The sequence below is a fragment of the Amycolatopsis sp. NPDC043885 genome (assembly GCF_056435685.1).
This window is the reverse complement of the sequence record NZ_JBWKEA010000009.1, coordinates 41,158-56,921: the sequence shown is the minus strand read 5'-3', so window position 1 is coordinate 56,921 and position 15,764 is coordinate 41,158. Positions and strand designations below refer to the sequence as shown.

The following is a 15,764-nucleotide window of genomic DNA, read 5'->3' as shown; positions in this document are numbered from 1 at the left end:
CGGGGGAGAACCCAGCCATGCAACGACGTTTGACCAACCTGCGCGCCCGCCTCCCACACGTGCTCCTGCTGGCCATGGTCGGCCTTCTGACCAGCGCCGGAGTCGCGAGCGCCGCCACGGCGCCGCCCGAACCCGCCTGCCAGAAGGGCGAGTTCTGCGTCTGGGGCGAAGAATCGTACGGCGGCGCGGTGCACAAATTCGACCTGCGCACCTCCAATCCCGACGAATGCATTCCCTTACCCGAAGGCTTCGACGGGCATTCGTTCGTCAACCGGCTGAGCAGGGACGTGACGATTTACCAAAGCGAGGAGTGCACGACCGAAGGAGATTTCATCACCTATCCGGGTGGCGGCACCTACGTGCCCCAGGGTCCGTTCGTGATTCGCGCCCTCAAGATCTGGGACTGACCACCCCGGCGGTTCGCGCCGGTCGCTCGCGGAAGAGTCGACTCGCGACCTGCGCGAACCCAGGGGCCGCTCCCCCGAAGCGGCCCCGGCCCGTGAGCGCGTCACCCCGCGTCGTGACGCGCTCACGGGCGTTCCAAAAAAAGGGTGGGCTCGACCTGAAACGATCTGGCGGTGTCGAACGATCGACAGGTAGGCGACGGCTAAGCTGCCGATGCTGGGCGACACCCAACGTCGCCGACGTCGGCCCTCGTAGCTCAGCTGGATAGAGCAAGAGCCTTCTAATCTCTAGGTCGCAGGTTCAAGTCCTGCCGGGGGCACGTCGCGGCTGGTCACAAGCACTTTGTGACCAGCCAACTCAAACGCAGAAGGGGCTGGGTCAGCACAAACCCAGCACTTTCGATCCGCGTCACGCTCGCGCGGGCGGCACTGCTGGGGCCTCTCCGGATGCCCCAGCAGTGGCGGTCCGTGACGCCTTACCCCTGTTGTTGGTCACTGTCACACCGGCAAGGCTTCGTGAAGTGGTCCACCCACCTCGCCGTGCGCTATAGGTTGTGCCCATGTACGTGCCGACGCCGACCCAGCGCGACTCGCAACCGACCGCCGCGCCTCCCTGGTGGCTCGTCATCGGACCCGGGTTCGCCGCGCTCATCGGCCTGTTCCTGCTCACCGTGATCTACCGGTTCGACGGCGAGTCGGCCCTGCAGATCGATCTGGGCATGTCCAGCCAGTCGCTGCTGCTGAACGGTCTCGTGGCGTATGTCGTCGCGGCCGCGATCGCCTTCCCCGCGGGCCTGCTGCTCGGCGCGCGCTTTCCGACGTCGGTGACCGTGCCCGCGATCGTCTTGATGCTCCTCGGCGTGCTGCTGGTCGCCTTCGGGCCCAGCAGCGGCCTGCTCCTGGTCGGGCGGGTGCTCAACGGACTCGGCGCGGGCGCCGTCCTCGGTGTGACCGTCGCGCTGATCCGGCGTCTCAGAACCGGTCGCGGCGTCGCGGCCGGCGTGACGGCGGGCCTCGGTGTCCTCGCCTTGGTGGCCGCACCGGTTCTCGGCGGGCTGCTCTCGGACGCCACCGGCTTCCGCGTGGTGTTCGTGGTGGCGGCGCTGTTCGTGTTCGTCGCGCTCGTCGTCGCCGGGGTCATCGGCATCGTCGCGCTGGCCAGGCCGAAACACCCCTGACCTTCAGTCGCCGAGCCCCCGCAACGCCACGAGCACTTCGTCCGGCACGTCGAGCCGGGCTTCCACCTCTGACACCTTCGCGGCCACGCGCCGGTGCGTCGCCCGGCCGCGGGCGCTGAGGTGGACGAGGACGCGGCGTCTGTCGGCGGCGTCGACCTCGCGGTAGGCCTGCGCGGTGGTCACGAGTTTGTCGACCACCCTGGTCAACGTCGGGGCGGTGGCGAGCGTCCGGTCGGCGAGGTCGGCCATGGCGAGGCCGCCCTTGCCGCTCAGCGTGTCCAGCACCAGCCATTGGTCCAGGGTGAGACCTTCCTTGGCGAGCACCTGCTCCACCCTGGCGGCGACGGCGCGGGCGGCGCGGGTGAGCGAGCCGGTGAGCGACGTTCCGGCGGTCGTGACGCCGCGTGTCCCCATATCCCGTCCCCTTGCCAAAACCGGACACCCTCGCAATACTTCCAGGTGAAAGCACTTTGACCTTACCGGGCCACCGCACGGAGCGCCATGCCCCCACGCCTCGCCACCCGGCCCCGCGACGACACCTGGCGTGTGGCCATGGTGGTCCCGTTGCAGGGACCGGCCGGGCTGTTCGGCCCGTCGTGCGAGGCGATCACGGAGCTGGCCGTCCACGAACTCAACGAATCCGGCGGCATCCTCGGCAGGCGGGTCGAGGCCGAGGTGGTCGACGGCGGCGGCACTCCCGCGCGAGTAGCCGACGAAGTGCGGCGCCTGGTCGCCGGTGGGCGGGTCGACGCGGTGAGCGGCTGGCATATCTCGTCGATCCGGCACGCGCTCGCGCCGGTGGTGGCCGACAGGGTGCCGTATGTCTACACCTCGCTCTACGAAGGCGGCGAGCGCCGCTCGGGCATCTTCTGCACGGGCGAGACGCCGCGCTGCCAGATCGAGCCGGCACTGCGCTGGCTGCGCGATCACCTCGGCGCCCGGCGCTGGTTCGTCGTCGGCGACGACTACGTGTGGCCGCACCGATCGACCCGCGCGATCCACCAATACGCCAAGGATCTCGATCTGCGCATCACCGGAGAGGCCTTCGTCGGGCTCGGCGCGGGCGATATGTCCACAGTGGTCCGCGAGGTCGAACAGTCCACAAGCGACGGTGTGCTCATGTTGCTGGTCGGACAGGACGCGGTGCGCTTCAACCGGGCTTTCGCCGCGCACGGGCTCAGCGACCGGCTGCTCCGCTTCAGCCCGCTGATGGAGGAGAACATGCTTCTCGCCAGTGGCGCGAACGCCACCGGCAACCTCTACGTCTCCGCCGCCTACTTCCGCTCGATGGTCACCGCCGACGCGATGGACCTCCTCGGCCGCTACGTGGGCCGCAACGGCCCCGGCGCGCCGGCCTTGAACAACGCCGCCGAATCCTGTTACGAGGGGCTGCATACACTGGCCCAACTCGTCGGCAGGGCGGGGACGTCGGAGCTTCCGGCGCTCAACGCGGCGATCGACGGCGTCGCTTATCACGGACCGCGCGGCACGATCGAGTTCCGCGGGCAGCAGGCCGATCAGCACGTCCATCTCGCGGTCGCCGACGGCTACGACTTCGAAGTCCTCACCCGGCTCTGAAATCCACCCTCTTGACTCGCTCCGGCACACCACTTACTTTCATTTGAAACTATTCCATATGACGCACGTTATGCGGAGGTGAGCATGGGCAACGTGGGCCTGCTCTACGTCGGCGCCGCCTTGATGATCAACGGCCTGATGTTGCTCGGACGGGTACCATCGCGTTCGGCGGCGGTGCTGAACCTGTTCGTCGGCGCCCTGCAGTGCGTCACCCCGACCGTGCTGATCGTCCAGGCGAACGGGAATCCGGACGCGATCCTCGCCGCGTCCGGCCTGTACCTGTTCGGTTTCACCTACCTTTACGTCGGCATCGCGAACCTCGCGGGCCTGGCACCCGAAGGTATCGGCTGGTTCTCGCTCTTCGTGGCGGGCGCCGCCGTGGTGTACGCGGGAATCGCCTTTTGGCACGACAACGACCCGGTGTTCGGCGTCATCTGGTTGTCCTGGGCGTTGCTGTGGGCCCTGTTCTTCGTGGTGCTCGGCCTCGGGAAAGAACAGCTGACCCGGTTCACCGGCTGGACCGTCCTGCTGCTCAGCCAGCCGACGTGCACGGTGCCCGCCTTCCTCGGCCTGACCGGCGCTTACCGCAGCGACGGCGGCACCGCGCTGCTGGCGGCGGCGATCGCGGTGGCGCTGGTCGCGGCCGCCGGTTCCCTCGACGTCCTGAAAAACCGTTCGGAGAAAAGGAGTCTTCATGCGACACGGTGACATTTCCGCCAGCCCGGACACGGTCGGTGTCGCGGTGGTCAACTACAAGATGCCGCGGCTGCACACCAAGGCCGAAGTCCTCGACAACGCCCGCAAGATCGCCGAAATGGTGGTGGGCATGAAGTCCGGGCTTCCCGGAATGGATCTCGTGGTGTTCCCCGAGTACTCGACGCAGGGCATCATGTACGACCCGAAGGAAATGTACGAGACCGCGGCGACGATCCCCGGCGAGGAGACCGAGATCTTCGCGGCCGCGTGCCGGGAAGCCCAGACCTGGGGCGTCTTCTCCATCACCGGCGAGCGGCACGAGGACCACCCGGACAAGCCGCCGTACAACACGCTCGTGCTCATCAACGACCGCGGCGAGATCGTCCAGAAGTACCGCAAGATCCTGCCGTGGTGCCCGATCGAAGGCTGGTACCCGGGCGAAGACACCTACGTCAGCGACGGCCCGAAGGGCATGAAGATCTCGCTGATCATCTGCGACGACGGGAACTACCCGGAGATCTGGCGCGACTGCGCGATGAAGGGCGCCGAACTGATCGTGCGCTGCCAGGGCTACATGTACCCGGCCAAGGAGCAGCAGGTCCTGATGGCCAAGGCGATGGCGTGGGCCAACAACTGTTACGTCGCCGTGGCGAACGCCGCCGGTTTCGACGGCGTGTACTCGTACTTCGGCCATTCCGCGATCATCGGCTTCGACGGCCGCACCCTCGGCGAGACCGGCGAAGAGGAATACGGGATCCAGTACGCGCAACTGTCGGTCTCGGCGATCCGCGACGCGCGCACCTACGACCAGTCGCAGAACCACATCTTCAAGCTGCTGCACCGCGGCTACACCGGGGTGCAGGACGCGGACGAAGGCGACAAGGGCGTGGCCGAGTGCCCGTTCGACTTCTACAAGCTCTGGGTCACCGACGCCAAGAAAGCGCAGGAGAAGGTCGAGTCGATCACCCGCGACACCATCACTCCTCGGCACCCATGATGAGGACGGTGGGCCGGACACCCCTCGACGTGGGGGCGAAACTCAACGCGAGCGGGACGAGCACGAGCGCGAAGTAGGTCCACAAAGGCCAGTGGTACAGGTGGTTCAGGTGCCACGTTTCCTTGAGGGCGATGAAGAAGGCGCCCGCGGTCACGATGAACCAGCCGCGGGCCTTGTTGGCGAAGGTGGCCATGGTGCGCCGCTGCTCGGCCGTGAACGAGTTCATGACCTCGCGGTGCACCTTGCGTCGCCGTCGCCGTTCCTTGGCGATGGCCACCGGCGGCAGCAGCCACCACCAGCGGGAAGCAGGCTCCCCGAAATCGGGCCGGGGCACCTCGACCGACCTCAGGTCGCGAAGCGCTCGCTCTCCTCACGGAGTTCGAGCGCGCCCTGGTACACGGGTCCGGCGACGAGGAGCCAGCCGCCGAGAAAGGCGGACCAGGCGATGAAGTAGTCGATGCGGATCACCCTTCCCCGGACCACCGCCGTCCGTGATCCGCGATGATCGGCCTATCCGCCCTTAGACTCGGCGTCATGGACAGGATCGACAGCGGCAGCCGGAGGATCGCCGCCCCGCCCGAGACCGTCTACCAGGCACTCCTGGACCGCGAGTCGCTCGAAGCCTGGCTGCCGCCCGAGGGGATGCGCGGCCGGATCGAGCACTGGGATCCGCGTCCCGGCGGCGGTTTCCGCATGGTCCTCACCTACCTCGACGCGTCCGCCGCGCCCGGCAAATCGTCGGACGCGACGGACGTGGTCGAAGTCGGGTTCGCCGAGCTGGTGCCCGCGGAACGCGTGGTGCAAAAGGCCGTCTTCGAGTCCGAAGACCCGGCGTTCGCGGGCACCATGACGATGACCTGGAGCCTGGCCGCCGCGGATCACGCCACCGAGGTGACCGTCACCGCGACGGACGTGCCGTCCGGCATCGGCCAGGCCGATCACGAGGCCGGTATCGCCTCTTCACTGGCCAACCTGGCCTCCTTCGCCGAAACGCGCTGACGGCCGGACGCGATCACGATCGCGGCGAGGACGGCCATGACCAGCGGCACGACCAGCGCAGCCCGGAAACCGCTGAGCGCGGCCTCTCGCGAACCGTCACCGAGCGCGGCGACGTTGACGGCGGTCACCGCGGACAGCCCGAGCGCCGCGCCGAACTGGAACGCCGTGTACAGCAACCCACCCGCGAGTCCCTGTTCGTCCTCGGCGATCCCGTCGGTGGCGACGATCGTCAGCGGACCGTAGGCGAGCGCGAACCCGAGGCCCAGGATGATCATCGACGGGAACATCGCCGCATATGTCCAGTCCAGGCCCAGCGGCAGGAACAGCGCGTACGCCACGGCGGCGAGCACGAGTCCGCCGAAGATCAGCCGGGTGTTGCCGAACCTCGCCACCAGCCGCGGGGTCAGCGTCGGCGCGAGGATCGCGTCGATCCCGACGGCCAGCAGCGCCAGGCTCGTCTCCAGCGTCGACCAGCCCAGCAGTTCCTGCAGATACAGCGTGACGAGGAACTGGAACCCGAAGAACGATCCCGCGAACAGCAGGGCGCCGGCGTTCGCCCGCACCAGCGTCCCCGACTTCAGGATGCCCAACCGCACCAGTGGCGCGGGCGAGCGGCGTTCGACGGCCACGAAGGCCGCCAGCGCCGCCACTCCCCCGGCGAACGACGCGAGGGTCCAGCCCCAGCCCTGTCCGGGGTGTTCCAGGCGGACCACCGCGTAGGCGATCAGCAGCATCGCCACGGTCACGGTGAGCGCTCCGGGGAAGTCCAGGCGACGCGGCACGCGTTCCTCGCCCGCCGGTTCCTTGATGAGCCACAGCGCGGCGAGCAGGATGACGGCGGACAGGATCACCGGCGTGAAGAACACCCATCGCCAGTCGATCCTGGTCAGCAGGCCGCCGATGACCAGGCCGAGCGAGAAACCGCCCGCTCCGGTGCCGGCGTAGAACAGCAGCGCCTTGTTGCGTTTCGGGCCTTCCTCGAAGCTCGTGGTGATGATGGACAGCCCGGCCGGGGTCATGAAGGCCGCGGCGACGCCGGTGACGAACCGGGCGAGCAGCAGCATCCAGCCTTCGGTGGCGAACCCGCCCAGCCCGGAGAAGACGAGGAACACCACCAGCCAGGCGAGGAACATGCGACGGCGGCCGTACATGTCGGCGGCGCGTCCGCCCAGCAGCATGAACCCGCCGTAGCCGAGCACGTAGGCGCTCACGACGCCGCTCAGCGTCGCCGTCGACAGCCCGAGTTCGGCCCGGATGGACGGCAGCGCCACGTTCAGCATCGCGACGTCGATGCCCTCCAGGAAGATGGCGCCGCACAGCACCAGGAGCACGCCCCAGGCCCGCCCGCCCATCCGGTCGGCGCGCGGCGGCGTTCGTGTGTTGCTCAAGATCGACTCTCCCTCAGTGAACGGGAACCGACGGTTACTCATCAGCCGGTCGGTTCCCTCTTGTAACCAAAGGGATCGTCCGTCACTATCGATGACCATGGAAGAAGGCACTTTGAACTCACCCAGTCGTTGCGAACTCACCGAGGAGGACTACGAGGCCTTCCAGTGGGACACGCGCGAGGACTGCGAGGTCCGCCAGATCCTCGACCGGGTGGCGGACAAGTGGTCGCTGTTGGTGATCGCTCTGCTCGACCGGAACACGCTGCGGTTCACCGAACTCAAGTACAAGATCGACGGCATCAGCCAGCGCATGCTCACCACCACGCTGCGGCATCTGGAACGCGACGGGCTGGTGAACCGGACCGTCTATCCGGTGGTGCCGCCCCGGGTCGAGTACGCGCTGACGCCGCTGGGCATGACACTCCACCAGACCATCCAGTCGCTGGTCACCTGGACCGAGGACCACCAGAGCGAAATCGCCCTCGCGCGCGCCCAGTACGACAAACGCGTCACCGCCTAGGGAGTCGCATGGCCAGGCTGTCCGGAGGGGATCCGTCACTGCTGCGGCGGCTCAACGCCATCGCCGTCCTGCGCGCGCTGTACGCGGCCGAGGACCTCACCCTCGCGGAACTGGTCAAGGCGAGCGAGGTCTCCCGGCCGACCGTCGAGGAGATCGCCGCGGACCTCGGCGAACAGGGCCTGGTCGAGGAGGTCCCGCTCTCCCCCGGCGCGCCGCGGCCGCGGGGCAGACCCGCCAAGCGGTACCGGTTCCGCCAGGAGTCCGGGCACGTCGCCGGCCTCGAAATCGGCCCGCATCAGGCGTTGTGCCTGGTCGCCGACCTGCGGGGCGAGGTCGTCGGCCGGGCGAAGGCCGGGCTCACCCCGGAAATGGCCGCCGCGGACCGGCTCGGCACCGCGCACCGGGTGCTCGGCACGGCCGTCGAAGGCCACGTCAACGTGCGGGTGCTCGGCATCGGCACCACCGGCGTGGTGTCCGGCGGCAAGGTCGTCCGCGACGACCGCCTTCCCGGCTGGACCGGCGTCGACCTTCCCACGGAGTTCGGCGGCGGCTGCCCGGTGCTGGCCGGGAACGACACCAAGCTCGCGGCACTGGCCGAACACTGGCGCGGGACCGCGCACGGCGTCGACGACGTCGTCTACGTGCGGGCCGGGCGCACCGTCTCGCTGGGCCTGCTGCTCGGCGGGAAGCTGCACGCCGGCCACCACGGCGCGGCCGGCGAGATCGGCACCCTGCGACAGGCCGGCGAATTCGTCGAGCTAGTCGCCGCCACGGTCCTCGCCGTAGACCCCGAGCTGGTGGTGATCGGCGGCTCGGACGACCTGTTGACGGCGAGGCTTCGCACCGAACTGGCCCGGCTGGCGCTGTTCCCGGTGCGCGTCGAAACGTCGGCGCTCGGCGAAGACGCGGTCGCGCTCGGCGCGGTCCGGCTGGCGCTGAGCCGGGTGGAGCGTGAACTGTTCAGCGTCGCGGACGTCGCCTGAGCAGGCTGATCACCACGATCAGCACGGCCACCGCGCCGCTGGTGAACAGCTGCGTCCGCGCGTCGGCGTCCGTCCACATGAGAACGAGCACGCCCGCCATCGCGATCAGCGCGACCCAGCTGAGCCATGGGAAACCCCACATCCGCACCGGCAGATCCGCGGCCGTGCCGTCCCGTTCCGCCGCTTTCCGCAGCCGCAGCTGCGAGACGGCGACGAAGATCCAGACCAGCAGGATATTCGCCCCGATGGCGTTCAGCAGGAACGGCAGGACATGTTCGGGGGCGAGGAAGTTCAGCAATACGGCCACGAAACCGAAGGCCACCGACGCGAGCACCGCCGTCCGCGGGACGCCCGCGCCGGACAGTTTCAGCATCGCCCGCGGCGCTTCACCGCGTTCGGCCAAGGAGAACACCATCCGCGAGGCACCGTAGAGGTTCGCGTTGAGCGCCGAGAGCAACGAGGTCAGCACGACGAAACTCATCAGCAGCGCCGCCGACGGCACCCCGATCTTCTCCAGAATGGTGACGAAGGGGCTGGTGTTGGCCGAAGCGGACTCCCACGGCAGAAGCAGCACCATCAGCGCCACGGAACCGATGTAGAACAGCAGCAGCCGGACGATGACCGTGCGCGTGGTGCGGCGGATCGAATCCGCCGGGTCCTCGGACTCCGCCGCGGCGATGGTGACCAGTTCCATGCCGCCGAAGGAGAACGCGACCGCGAGCAGGCCGGTCAGCACGCCTTGGAGACCGTTGGGCAGGAAACCACCGTGCCCGGTGAGGTTGTCCAGGCCGACCGGCGTCGTGCCCGGCAGGATCCCGAACACCGCGAGCGTGCCGAGGACGAGGAAGCCGACCACGGCGGTCACCTTGATCGCGCCGAACCAGAACTCGAACTCCCCGAACGAGCGCACCGCGAACAGGTTCACCACGGTCAGCACGGCCATGAACAGCAGCACCCAGGTCCACTGTGGAATCCGCGGCAGCAGGCCGTTCGCGATCCCCGCCGCCGCGGTGGCCTCGGCCGCGACCACGACCACCAGCAGCGACCAGTACAGCCAGCCGACGGTGAACCCGGCCCAGCGGCCGAGCGCCTTCTCCGCGTACACCGAGAACGAGCCGCTGCTCGGCTCGGCGGCCGCCATCTCGCCCAGCATGCGCATCACGAGCACCATGAGCAAGCCCGCGACCACATAGGACAGCAGGATGCCGGGGCCCGCGGTCTTGATCCCCGCGCCGGTGCCGACGAACAGCCCGGCGCCGATCGCCCCGCTGATGGCCAGCATGGTGACGTGCCGCCGCCGGAATCCGGTGCCGAGCGATCGGGTCTCGATCGCGGTCACGGGCTCGGCGGGACCTGGTGCGGGCATGGCGGATCCATTCGTCTGCGGCGGTACTGGAGAAGCTCAACCGCGGGACAACTCTTCCAGCCGTTCGTGCAGCCGGTCGACGTGGTCCTCGCTTTCGGGCTTCATCAGCACGCTACGCAGGATCCTCGCGCCGTCCGCATCCGCGTCGACCCCGGTGTGACGCAGACCGAACCGCGCCTCGCTCACCCGCAGTGTGCTGAGGAACACCGGCTCCCTCGCCGCGGCCATGCCGGTGCGCAGGATCCGCGCGCTCTCCTGGTCGATCTTCGACAGCGAAAGCGGCTCCGTGCGGGGGAAGTAGGTGACGATGTCGAGTTCCGGTGGCTGGTACAGGTCGAACCGCTCGGAGTCCTCCAGCAGCTTCGCCCACCGCAACGCCGCGCGGCGCCCGGCCGCGAGCACCCGGCCCAGTCCGTCGGGAGTGGGCGGCAGGACCCGGAAGGTGAGCCACAACGCGGCGGCGGCCGCGCCCGCCCGGGAGCATTCGAGGCTGATCTCGCCGAGATGCAGCCCTTCCGAGGTGAAGTAGGTGTACGGCGAATCGTGCAGGTAGAACCGGCCCGCCCCGGGGTCCTTGAACAGCACCGCGCCGCACCCATAGGGCTGGAGGCCGTGCTTGTGCGGGTCGATGACGATCGAGTCGGCCTCGGCGATGGCGAGCCACGGGGCTTCGGGCAGCCCTTCCGGACCGTCCAAACCGGACAGAAGCCGGAAGAACCCACCGTAGGCGGCGTCGACGTGCACCCGGACGCCGTAGCGTTCGCGCAGCGCCAGCGCCTCGTGGATCGGCTCCACCGTGCCGAGCGCGGTCGTCCCGGCGGTGAGCACGACGGTGCCGATCTTCCCGGTGCGCAGCAGATCTTCGAGCGCGTCGAGGTCCATCGCGCCGCGCGCGTCGACAGGCACCGTGTGCCCCTCGACGCCGAGGACGCCGCACATCCGGCCGTGCGTGTAGTGCGCCTCGGCGCTGTACGCGATCCCCTTGCCCGGATGCGTTTCCCGCGCGACGAACAGCGCTTCGAGGTTCGCCACCGTGCCACTGGTGGTCAGATGCCCCAGATGCTCGGTGTAGCCGAACATCGTGGCCAGCTCCCGGACGACCTCGCGTTCCATCTCGGCGGTCGCCGGGCCGCCGTCGAGGGCGTGGTTGTTGGGGTTGACCAGCATCGCGGCCAGGTAGCCGACCACCGCGGCCGGATGCGGCGGTTTGAGCATCTGGCCCGCGTAGGACGGGTGGAAGAACGGGTAGTTGTCCTTCAACCGCTCGGTGAGCTCTTCGAACGCGGCCTCGAACCGCCCGTCGGAGATCTCCAGCGACGGATGCGGCCGGAAGGAGCCGAACGTCTCCGCCCACGCCTCGTTCGACGTCAACGCCTGACCGAGCCAGTACCGGAAGTCCATCAAGCGCGCCCTTCGCTTCGTTCGGCTCCAAAAAACGTAGGAGTCGGCGGAGGCCTCGCGCAACCGTCTTCGGTAGGGGTCAGCTCTTCCGGGTACGCCGTTCCTCGCCCTTCTCCTCCAGTTGCCTGACGATCTCCCGCAGCGAACCGGCCAGCGCGGTGCAGTCCGCGGGGCTGAGCCGTTCGGTGACGAACGCTTCCTCCTGGTTGAACTCCGGGAAGAGCTCCCGCATCAGCCGCTCCCCTTCCGGGGTCAGCGCGAGCAGCACCAAACGTCCGTCGACGGGATGTTTCCGCCGGGTGACCAGTCCGTGCGCCTCCAGGGTTTTCATGACCCCGGTGAGCGTCCCCTTGGTGATGCCGGATTCCGCGGCGACGTGCCTGGTCTCCTTCTCACCGAAGATCCACACCACCCACAGCACCACGAACGCGGTCCAGGTGAGACCGGCGGTGCGCAGAACCGAGTTCTCGAAATGCAGCCGGACGGCCGTCGCGGCGCGGTGGAGATTGGCCACCGCCTCCATCCGCTCCCACAGCAGCGGAATCCCGCCCAGTTTGGCCCGCACGGCGTTCTCGGTCTCGGCCAGTGTGTGATACCCGGTCAACAGCCACATCCTCACCGGCCCCGGAGGTACCAGCCCGATGGGCACGCACCCCCGCGCACCCGCTCCGCAGATCGTATGCGGAACGGGCGTGAGTCCACAGTGGTCTTTCCGGGCCTAGGCGGCGGACGCCAGCGGCTCAAGGAGATCTTGTCCTGTTTCGGACAATTCCGCGGGTACCCGGCTGCCGGGAACGCCACCGGCGGGCAGCCGGATCAGCCCGGCGTGGGCGAGGTGGTGGGCCGTGCTCTGGTCGCTGCACGGCAGGCCGTCGACATAGAGGTCCGGCTCCAGACTGATGGTGATTTCAGCCCGGCCCTGAGCCACGGCTCGCAGCATGGCCAGGGCCCGGCATGAGAGGTCTTCGGGGTCTTTCGCTGTCTCGTTCATTCGGGGTCACTCCTCTGACCTGGGAGTTTCCCGTCGGCCACGGTTCAAACATGACACCGGTCACCGTTGGGGGACGGCCGCCCGATGCTCGGCGATGTCGCCGAACAGGTCACCCATCTCCTCCACGCGCTCAAGCACCTGCTCGGCGGTGAACAGCAGGTCCTCGGCCTTGCGGCAGGCTTCGACCTCCTCCCAGGTCACCGGTGTGGAGACGGTCGGGATGGCACGGCCCCGCAGCGAGTACGGCGCGATGGTGGTCTTGGCGGTGTTGTTCTGGCTCCAGTCGATGAACACGCGACCGGGGCGGATGGCCTTCGTCATCCTGGCGACCACGGTTTCCGGTGAGCGGCGCTCCAGTTCCTCCGCGACGGCCTTGGCGTACTCGGAGGTGCGTTCGTCGGACCGCGTGCGCACCGGGCAGTACAGCTGCATTCCCTTGTTGCCGCTCGTCTTCGCGTACACCGTGAGACCGTCTCCGATGAGCAGGTCGCTGAGGGTCTCGGCCACCCGGCAGCAGTCGACGACGTCCGCGGGCTGCCCGGGATCGAGGTCGAACACCAGCAGATCAGGCGATTTCCGCGCGCCGCGGGGGCCGACCATCCACTGTGGAATGTGCAGTTCCAACGCGGCGAGATTGGCCGCCCACATCAGGGTCGGCAGGTCGCCGACGACCGGGTAGTCGAGCGTCTCGTCCCCGCCCCGGCGGCCGCGGTTGGTGAGCCGCGCCGTGCGCACCCAGCCGGGGGCGTGCCGGGAAACGTTCTTCTCGTAGAACGGTTCGCCGTCGACACCGTCGGGGAACCGGCGGAACGTGGCTGCGCGGTCGCGCAGATGGGGGAGCATGACGGGGGCTATCCGGCGGTAGTAGTCGAGGACCTCGCGTTTCGTGAAACCGTGCGCGGGGTAGAGCACCTTGTCCAGATTGGACAGGCCCAGCCGCCGCCCCTCGACCTCGACCGTTATCCGCTCCTCAGGCACCCTTCGACGATAGATCACCGGCGGGGTTTCCGGGGTACCGTGAGGCATGAGCACCGTGCCGGACGCGATCGCCCCGATGCTGGCGACCGATGGTGACCTGCCCACCGGCGGATGGGGCTACGAATACAAATGGGACGGCTACCGCTGCTGCCTGCGTGTCGCGCGGGACGGCGAGACGCGCCTGACCAGCCGCCGCGGCCTCGACGTCACGGCGACGTACCCGGATGTGACCGCTGAGGCGCTCAGCGGCCGCGAGGCCGTCCTCGACGGCGAGATCGTCGTCCTCGACGACCAGGGACGGCCCAGCTTCCCGCTGCTGCAAACGCGGCATCTGCGCACTCCGGACGAGTCGCTGCTGGAACGCAGCCCCGTGCACTTCTTCGCCTTCGACGTGCTGTTCCTCGACGGAGACGTCCTGCTCGACGAGCCGTACGAAGCCCGGCGCGAGATGCTGACGTCCCTGGGCGCAGGCGGCCGCATCGCCGTCCCGCCGGGGTACACCGACGGCGACATCTCCCCCGATCAGTTGCTCGAAGTCGTCCGGCAACACGGACTCGAAGGGCTGATCGCGAAGAAGCTCGACAGCCGGTACTACCCCGGCAAGCGGACCCGGCAGTGGATCAAACGGGCGCTGTGGCACACCCAAGAGGTCGTGATCGGCGGCTGGCGCCCCGGCGACGGACGGCGCTCGGGAACACTCGGCGCGCTGCTGCTGGGCGCGCACGACGACTCCGGCGGCCTTCGGTACATCGGCGACGTCGGGACCGGATTCAGCGACAAGGTCCTCGAAGACCTGCACGCCCGGCTCACCCCGCTGGAACGGAAGAAGCCACCGTTCGCTTCGGAGGTCCCCCGCGACCGGGCACGGCGGGTGCACTGGGTCGAGCCCGAGCTCGTCGGGGAGGTCGTCCACCGCAACTGGACCCCGGACGGCCGCCTGCGGCACACGACCTGGCGAGGACTGCGGGCGGACAAGACGCCCGAGGACGTCAAGCTTCCCTCCGCTGGATGAAGCGCAGCATGGTGCCGGAGGGGTCGAGGAAGGCACAGTCGCGGACTCCGCCGGGGCGGTCGATCGGTTCCTGCATCACTTCCGCGCCCGCGGCCTCGATGCGCTCGAAAGTGCCGTCGCAGTCGTCGGTCGCGAAGACGAGACGGCTCAGCAAGGCTTTGGACATCAGGTCTTCGATCGCGGACCGGTCCGCCGGTGAGACACCACGGTCGGCGCCGGGTGGTTCGAGGATGATCCGCACGTCCGGCTGCGAAGGCGGACCGACACTCACCGGCCCGTCGTTCCACACGGTGAAGCCGAGCACGTCACGGTAGAAGCCGAGCGCGCCGCCGAGATCGTGGACGACGAGTGTGCAGGAGGAGAACCGGAGGTCCATGCCGTCAGACTTCGCTGACTTTGGCGCTGAGAAAGGCGATGTCGAGGCCCCGGAGGCGCTCCTGGTCGGTGTCGATGTCGATCCGGGTGATCTTCCCGTTGCCGAAGCCGAACGTGAAGACGGCCTTCGCCTCGCCGCGATGCGACCAAACGGCCGACGGAACGCCGTCGACCAGGGCGAGCCGGGCCGCCTCGGCGCGTCCGGAGAAGAAGGCCGCCACCGCCTGGCCGCCGCGGACCTCGCCGACCACGGCGTCCGGGTCGAGCAGTTCGAGCAGGGCTTCGAAATCCCCGTTCCGGGCGGCGGCCAGGAATGCGGCGATGACCTCCCGCTTCGGGGATCGCGCGGCGTCGGTCTCGTCGGAGGCGGTCTGCACCCGGCGCCGCGCCCGGCTCGCGAGCTGCCGGGACGCGGCCGGGGAACGGCCCAGGACGGTGCCGATCTCGCCGAACGACACGGCGAACACGTCGTGCAGGACGAACGCGAGCCGCTCGGCGGGGGTCAGCTTGTCCAGCACCACCATCAGCGCGACACCGACCGAGTCGGCCAGCAACGCCTCGTCCTCCGGGTCTTCCTGGCCGGTGTCCGGCACAGCGGGCTCGGGCGGCAGCGCCCCGGCGGACTCCTCCCGCCTGGCGCGGCGGGATTCCAGCATGTTCAGACACACCCTGGCGACGACCGTGGTCAGCCAGCCCGCCGGATTCTCGATCTCGTCGGTGTCCGCGCGGCTGACCCGCAGCCACGCCTCCTGCACCGCGTCCTCGGCCTCCCCGGGTGAGCCGAGGATCCGGTAGGCCACCGCCCGCAAGCGGCTTTGGTGCTCGGCGAACCGCTCGCTCACCCAATCGTGCTCGGCCATCTGTCACATTCCTCCGTCCGGGTCTGTCACATCGAATG

20 protein-coding genes and 1 tRNA gene are annotated in these 15,764 nt (G+C 68.8%); 10 read left to right on the top strand and 11 right to left on the bottom strand.

What is annotated here, in order from left to right; genetic code table 11:
* The first annotated feature begins 17 nt into the window (after window positions 1-17).
* The 3 genes from AC069I_RS25095 (at window position 18) to AC069I_RS25085 (ending at window position 1,582) form a co-directional block, all read left to right on the top strand.
* Window positions 18-407, top strand: coding sequence for a peptidase inhibitor family I36 protein (locus AC069I_RS25095; RefSeq protein WP_340687611.1), 390 nt, complete (start codon window positions 18-20; stop codon window positions 405-407).
* A 243-nt stretch (window positions 408-650) separates the two neighbouring features.
* Window positions 651-724, top strand: a tRNA-Arg gene (locus tag AC069I_RS25090).
* Window positions 725-964: 240 nt separating this feature from the next.
* Window positions 965-1,582 (top strand): MFS transporter, encoded by a 618-nt coding sequence (locus AC069I_RS25085; protein ID WP_478232217.1) that lies wholly within the window; start codon window positions 965-967, stop codon window positions 1,580-1,582.
* Window positions 1,583-1,585: 3 nt separating this feature from the next.
* Here the strand turns inward: AC069I_RS25085 and AC069I_RS25080 are convergent, their stop codons facing one another.
* Window positions 1,586-1,996 carry a MarR family transcriptional regulator gene (locus AC069I_RS25080; protein WP_478229209.1) on the bottom strand — a complete coding sequence of 137 codons (411 nt, stop codon included), beginning with the start codon at window positions 1,994-1,996 and terminating at the stop codon, window positions 1,586-1,588.
* Between the two features lie 87 nt (window positions 1,997-2,083).
* On the opposite strand from AC069I_RS25080, the gene AC069I_RS25075 reads away from it, so the two are divergent.
* From AC069I_RS25075 to AC069I_RS25065, 3 genes are all read left to right on the top strand, one after another.
* Complete coding sequence (locus AC069I_RS25075; protein ID WP_478266517.1) at window positions 2,084-3,160, top strand: substrate-binding domain-containing protein; 1,077 nt, start codon at window positions 2,084-2,086, stop codon at window positions 3,158-3,160.
* An 84-nt stretch (window positions 3,161-3,244) separates the two neighbouring features.
* Window positions 3,245-3,868 carry an AmiS/UreI family transporter gene (locus AC069I_RS25070; RefSeq protein ID WP_478229207.1) on the top strand — a complete coding sequence of 208 codons (624 nt, stop codon included), beginning with the start codon at window positions 3,245-3,247 and terminating at the stop codon, window positions 3,866-3,868.
* A complete protein-coding gene (locus AC069I_RS25065; RefSeq protein WP_478266516.1) occupies window positions 3,855-4,853 on the top strand; it encodes an aliphatic amidase in 999 nt (332 codons plus the stop codon). The genes AC069I_RS25070 and AC069I_RS25065 overlap by 14 nt, the downstream gene beginning before the upstream one ends.
* Here AC069I_RS25065 and AC069I_RS25060 read toward each other — a convergent pair.
* Window positions 4,834-5,187 carry a hypothetical protein gene (locus tag AC069I_RS25060; RefSeq protein ID WP_478266515.1) on the bottom strand — a complete coding sequence of 118 codons (354 nt, stop codon included), beginning with the start codon at window positions 5,185-5,187 and terminating at the stop codon, window positions 4,834-4,836. The two genes, AC069I_RS25065 and AC069I_RS25060, sit on opposite strands and share 20 nt — an antisense overlap.
* An 11-nt stretch (window positions 5,188-5,198) precedes the next feature.
* The gene (locus AC069I_RS25055; RefSeq protein ID WP_478266514.1) at window positions 5,199-5,321 is read right to left on the bottom strand and encodes a hypothetical protein; all 123 of its coding nucleotides are present in this window, start codon (window positions 5,319-5,321) and stop codon (window positions 5,199-5,201) included.
* 66 nt (window positions 5,322-5,387) lie between these two features.
* Between AC069I_RS25055 and AC069I_RS25050 the strand changes: the two genes are divergently transcribed.
* Window positions 5,388-5,852, top strand: a complete 465-nt coding sequence (locus AC069I_RS25050) for an SRPBCC family protein (RefSeq protein ID WP_478266513.1) — start codon at window positions 5,388-5,390, stop codon at window positions 5,850-5,852.
* Here the strand turns inward: AC069I_RS25050 and AC069I_RS25045 are convergent.
* Window positions 5,792-7,240, bottom strand: coding sequence for an MFS transporter (locus AC069I_RS25045; protein WP_478266512.1), 1,449 nt, complete (start codon window positions 7,238-7,240; stop codon window positions 5,792-5,794). The two genes, AC069I_RS25050 and AC069I_RS25045, sit on opposite strands and share 61 nt — an antisense overlap.
* Window positions 7,241-7,331: 91 nt before the next feature.
* Between AC069I_RS25045 and AC069I_RS25040 the strand changes: the two genes are divergently transcribed.
* Both AC069I_RS25040 and AC069I_RS25035 read left to right on the top strand, forming a co-directional pair.
* Complete coding sequence (locus AC069I_RS25040) at window positions 7,332-7,760, top strand: winged helix-turn-helix transcriptional regulator (protein ID WP_083649928.1); 429 nt, start codon at window positions 7,332-7,334, stop codon at window positions 7,758-7,760.
* Window positions 7,761-7,768: 8 nt separating this feature from the next.
* Window positions 7,769-8,743: an ROK family transcriptional regulator gene (locus AC069I_RS25035; RefSeq protein ID WP_478266511.1), complete on the top strand. Its 975-nt coding sequence runs from the start codon at window positions 7,769-7,771 to the stop codon at window positions 8,741-8,743.
* Here the strand turns inward: AC069I_RS25035 and AC069I_RS25030 are convergent.
* From AC069I_RS25030 to ligD (AC069I_RS25010), 5 genes are all read right to left on the bottom strand, one after another.
* Window positions 8,721-10,109: an amino acid permease gene (locus tag AC069I_RS25030; protein ID WP_478266510.1), complete on the bottom strand. Its 1,389-nt coding sequence runs from the start codon at window positions 10,107-10,109 to the stop codon at window positions 8,721-8,723. The two genes, AC069I_RS25035 and AC069I_RS25030, sit on opposite strands and share 23 nt — an antisense overlap.
* Window positions 10,110-10,145: 36 nt before the next feature.
* Entirely contained in the window at window positions 10,146-11,510 is a 1,365-nt protein-coding gene (locus AC069I_RS25025; protein WP_478229200.1) for a pyridoxal phosphate-dependent decarboxylase family protein, read from the bottom strand.
* 79 nt (window positions 11,511-11,589) lie between these two features.
* Entirely contained in the window at window positions 11,590-12,123 is a 534-nt protein-coding gene (locus AC069I_RS25020) for a MarR family winged helix-turn-helix transcriptional regulator (protein WP_478229243.1), read from the bottom strand.
* A 105-nt stretch (window positions 12,124-12,228) separates the two neighbouring features.
* A complete protein-coding gene (locus AC069I_RS25015; RefSeq protein ID WP_478229199.1) occupies window positions 12,229-12,501 on the bottom strand; it encodes a hypothetical protein in 273 nt (90 codons plus the stop codon).
* Window positions 12,502-12,561: 60 nt separating this feature from the next.
* Window positions 12,562-13,479 (bottom strand): non-homologous end-joining DNA ligase, encoded by a 918-nt coding sequence (gene ligD / locus AC069I_RS25010; protein ID WP_478229198.1) that lies wholly within the window; start codon window positions 13,477-13,479, stop codon window positions 12,562-12,564.
* 46 nt (window positions 13,480-13,525) lie between these two features.
* Here ligD (AC069I_RS25010) and ligD (AC069I_RS25005) point away from each other — a divergent pair, with 46 nt between their 5' ends.
* Window positions 13,526-14,491, top strand: a complete 966-nt coding sequence (gene ligD, locus AC069I_RS25005; RefSeq protein ID WP_478229197.1) for a non-homologous end-joining DNA ligase — start codon at window positions 13,526-13,528, stop codon at window positions 14,489-14,491.
* On the opposite strand, the gene AC069I_RS25000 is transcribed toward ligD (AC069I_RS25005), so the two are convergent.
* Both AC069I_RS25000 and AC069I_RS24995 read right to left on the bottom strand, forming a co-directional pair.
* Entirely contained in the window at window positions 14,469-14,867 is a 399-nt protein-coding gene (locus tag AC069I_RS25000; protein WP_478266509.1) for a VOC family protein, read from the bottom strand. The genes ligD (AC069I_RS25005) and AC069I_RS25000 overlap by 23 nt on opposite strands.
* A 4-nt stretch (window positions 14,868-14,871) precedes the next feature.
* Window positions 14,872-15,726: a sigma-70 family RNA polymerase sigma factor gene (locus AC069I_RS24995; RefSeq protein ID WP_478266508.1), complete on the bottom strand. Its 855-nt coding sequence runs from the start codon at window positions 15,724-15,726 to the stop codon at window positions 14,872-14,874.
* Window positions 15,727-15,764: the final 38 nt, after the last annotated feature.

Excerpts from the sequence above, each read along its gene's own strand:
- AC069I_RS25095 (WP_340687611.1), top strand. The coding sequence starts at position 18 with ATGCAACGACGTTTGACCAACCTGCGCGCCCGCCTCCCACACGTGCTC.
- AC069I_RS25085 (WP_478232217.1), top strand. The coding sequence starts at position 965 with ATGTACGTGCCGACGCCGACCCAGCGCGACTCGCAACCGACCGCCGCG.
- AC069I_RS25080 (WP_478229209.1), bottom strand. The coding sequence starts at position 1,996 with ATGGGGACACGCGGCGTCACGACCGCCGGAACGTCGCTCACCGGCTCG.
- AC069I_RS25075 (WP_478266517.1), top strand. The coding sequence starts at position 2,084 with ATGCCCCCACGCCTCGCCACCCGGCCCCGCGACGACACCTGGCGTGTG.
- AC069I_RS25070 (WP_478229207.1), top strand. The coding sequence starts at position 3,245 with ATGGGCAACGTGGGCCTGCTCTACGTCGGCGCCGCCTTGATGATCAAC.
- AC069I_RS25065 (WP_478266516.1), top strand. The coding sequence starts at position 3,855 with ATGCGACACGGTGACATTTCCGCCAGCCCGGACACGGTCGGTGTCGCG.
- AC069I_RS25050 (WP_478266513.1), top strand. The coding sequence starts at position 5,388 with ATGGACAGGATCGACAGCGGCAGCCGGAGGATCGCCGCCCCGCCCGAG.
- AC069I_RS25040 (WP_083649928.1), top strand. The coding sequence starts at position 7,332 with ATGACCATGGAAGAAGGCACTTTGAACTCACCCAGTCGTTGCGAACTC.
- AC069I_RS25035 (WP_478266511.1), top strand. The coding sequence starts at position 7,769 with ATGGCCAGGCTGTCCGGAGGGGATCCGTCACTGCTGCGGCGGCTCAAC.
- AC069I_RS25030 (WP_478266510.1), bottom strand. The coding sequence starts at position 10,109 with ATGCCCGCACCAGGTCCCGCCGAGCCCGTGACCGCGATCGAGACCCGA.
- AC069I_RS25025 (WP_478229200.1), bottom strand. The coding sequence starts at position 11,510 with ATGGACTTCCGGTACTGGCTCGGTCAGGCGTTGACGTCGAACGAGGCG.
- AC069I_RS25020 (WP_478229243.1), bottom strand. The coding sequence starts at position 12,123 with ATGTGGCTGTTGACCGGGTATCACACACTGGCCGAGACCGAGAACGCC.
- AC069I_RS25015 (WP_478229199.1), bottom strand. The coding sequence starts at position 12,501 with ATGAACGAGACAGCGAAAGACCCCGAAGACCTCTCATGCCGGGCCCTG.
- ligD (WP_478229197.1), top strand. The coding sequence starts at position 13,526 with ATGAGCACCGTGCCGGACGCGATCGCCCCGATGCTGGCGACCGATGGT.
- AC069I_RS25000 (WP_478266509.1), bottom strand. The coding sequence starts at position 14,867 with ATGGACCTCCGGTTCTCCTCCTGCACACTCGTCGTCCACGATCTCGGC.
- AC069I_RS24995 (WP_478266508.1), bottom strand. The coding sequence starts at position 15,726 with ATGGCCGAGCACGATTGGGTGAGCGAGCGGTTCGCCGAGCACCAAAGC.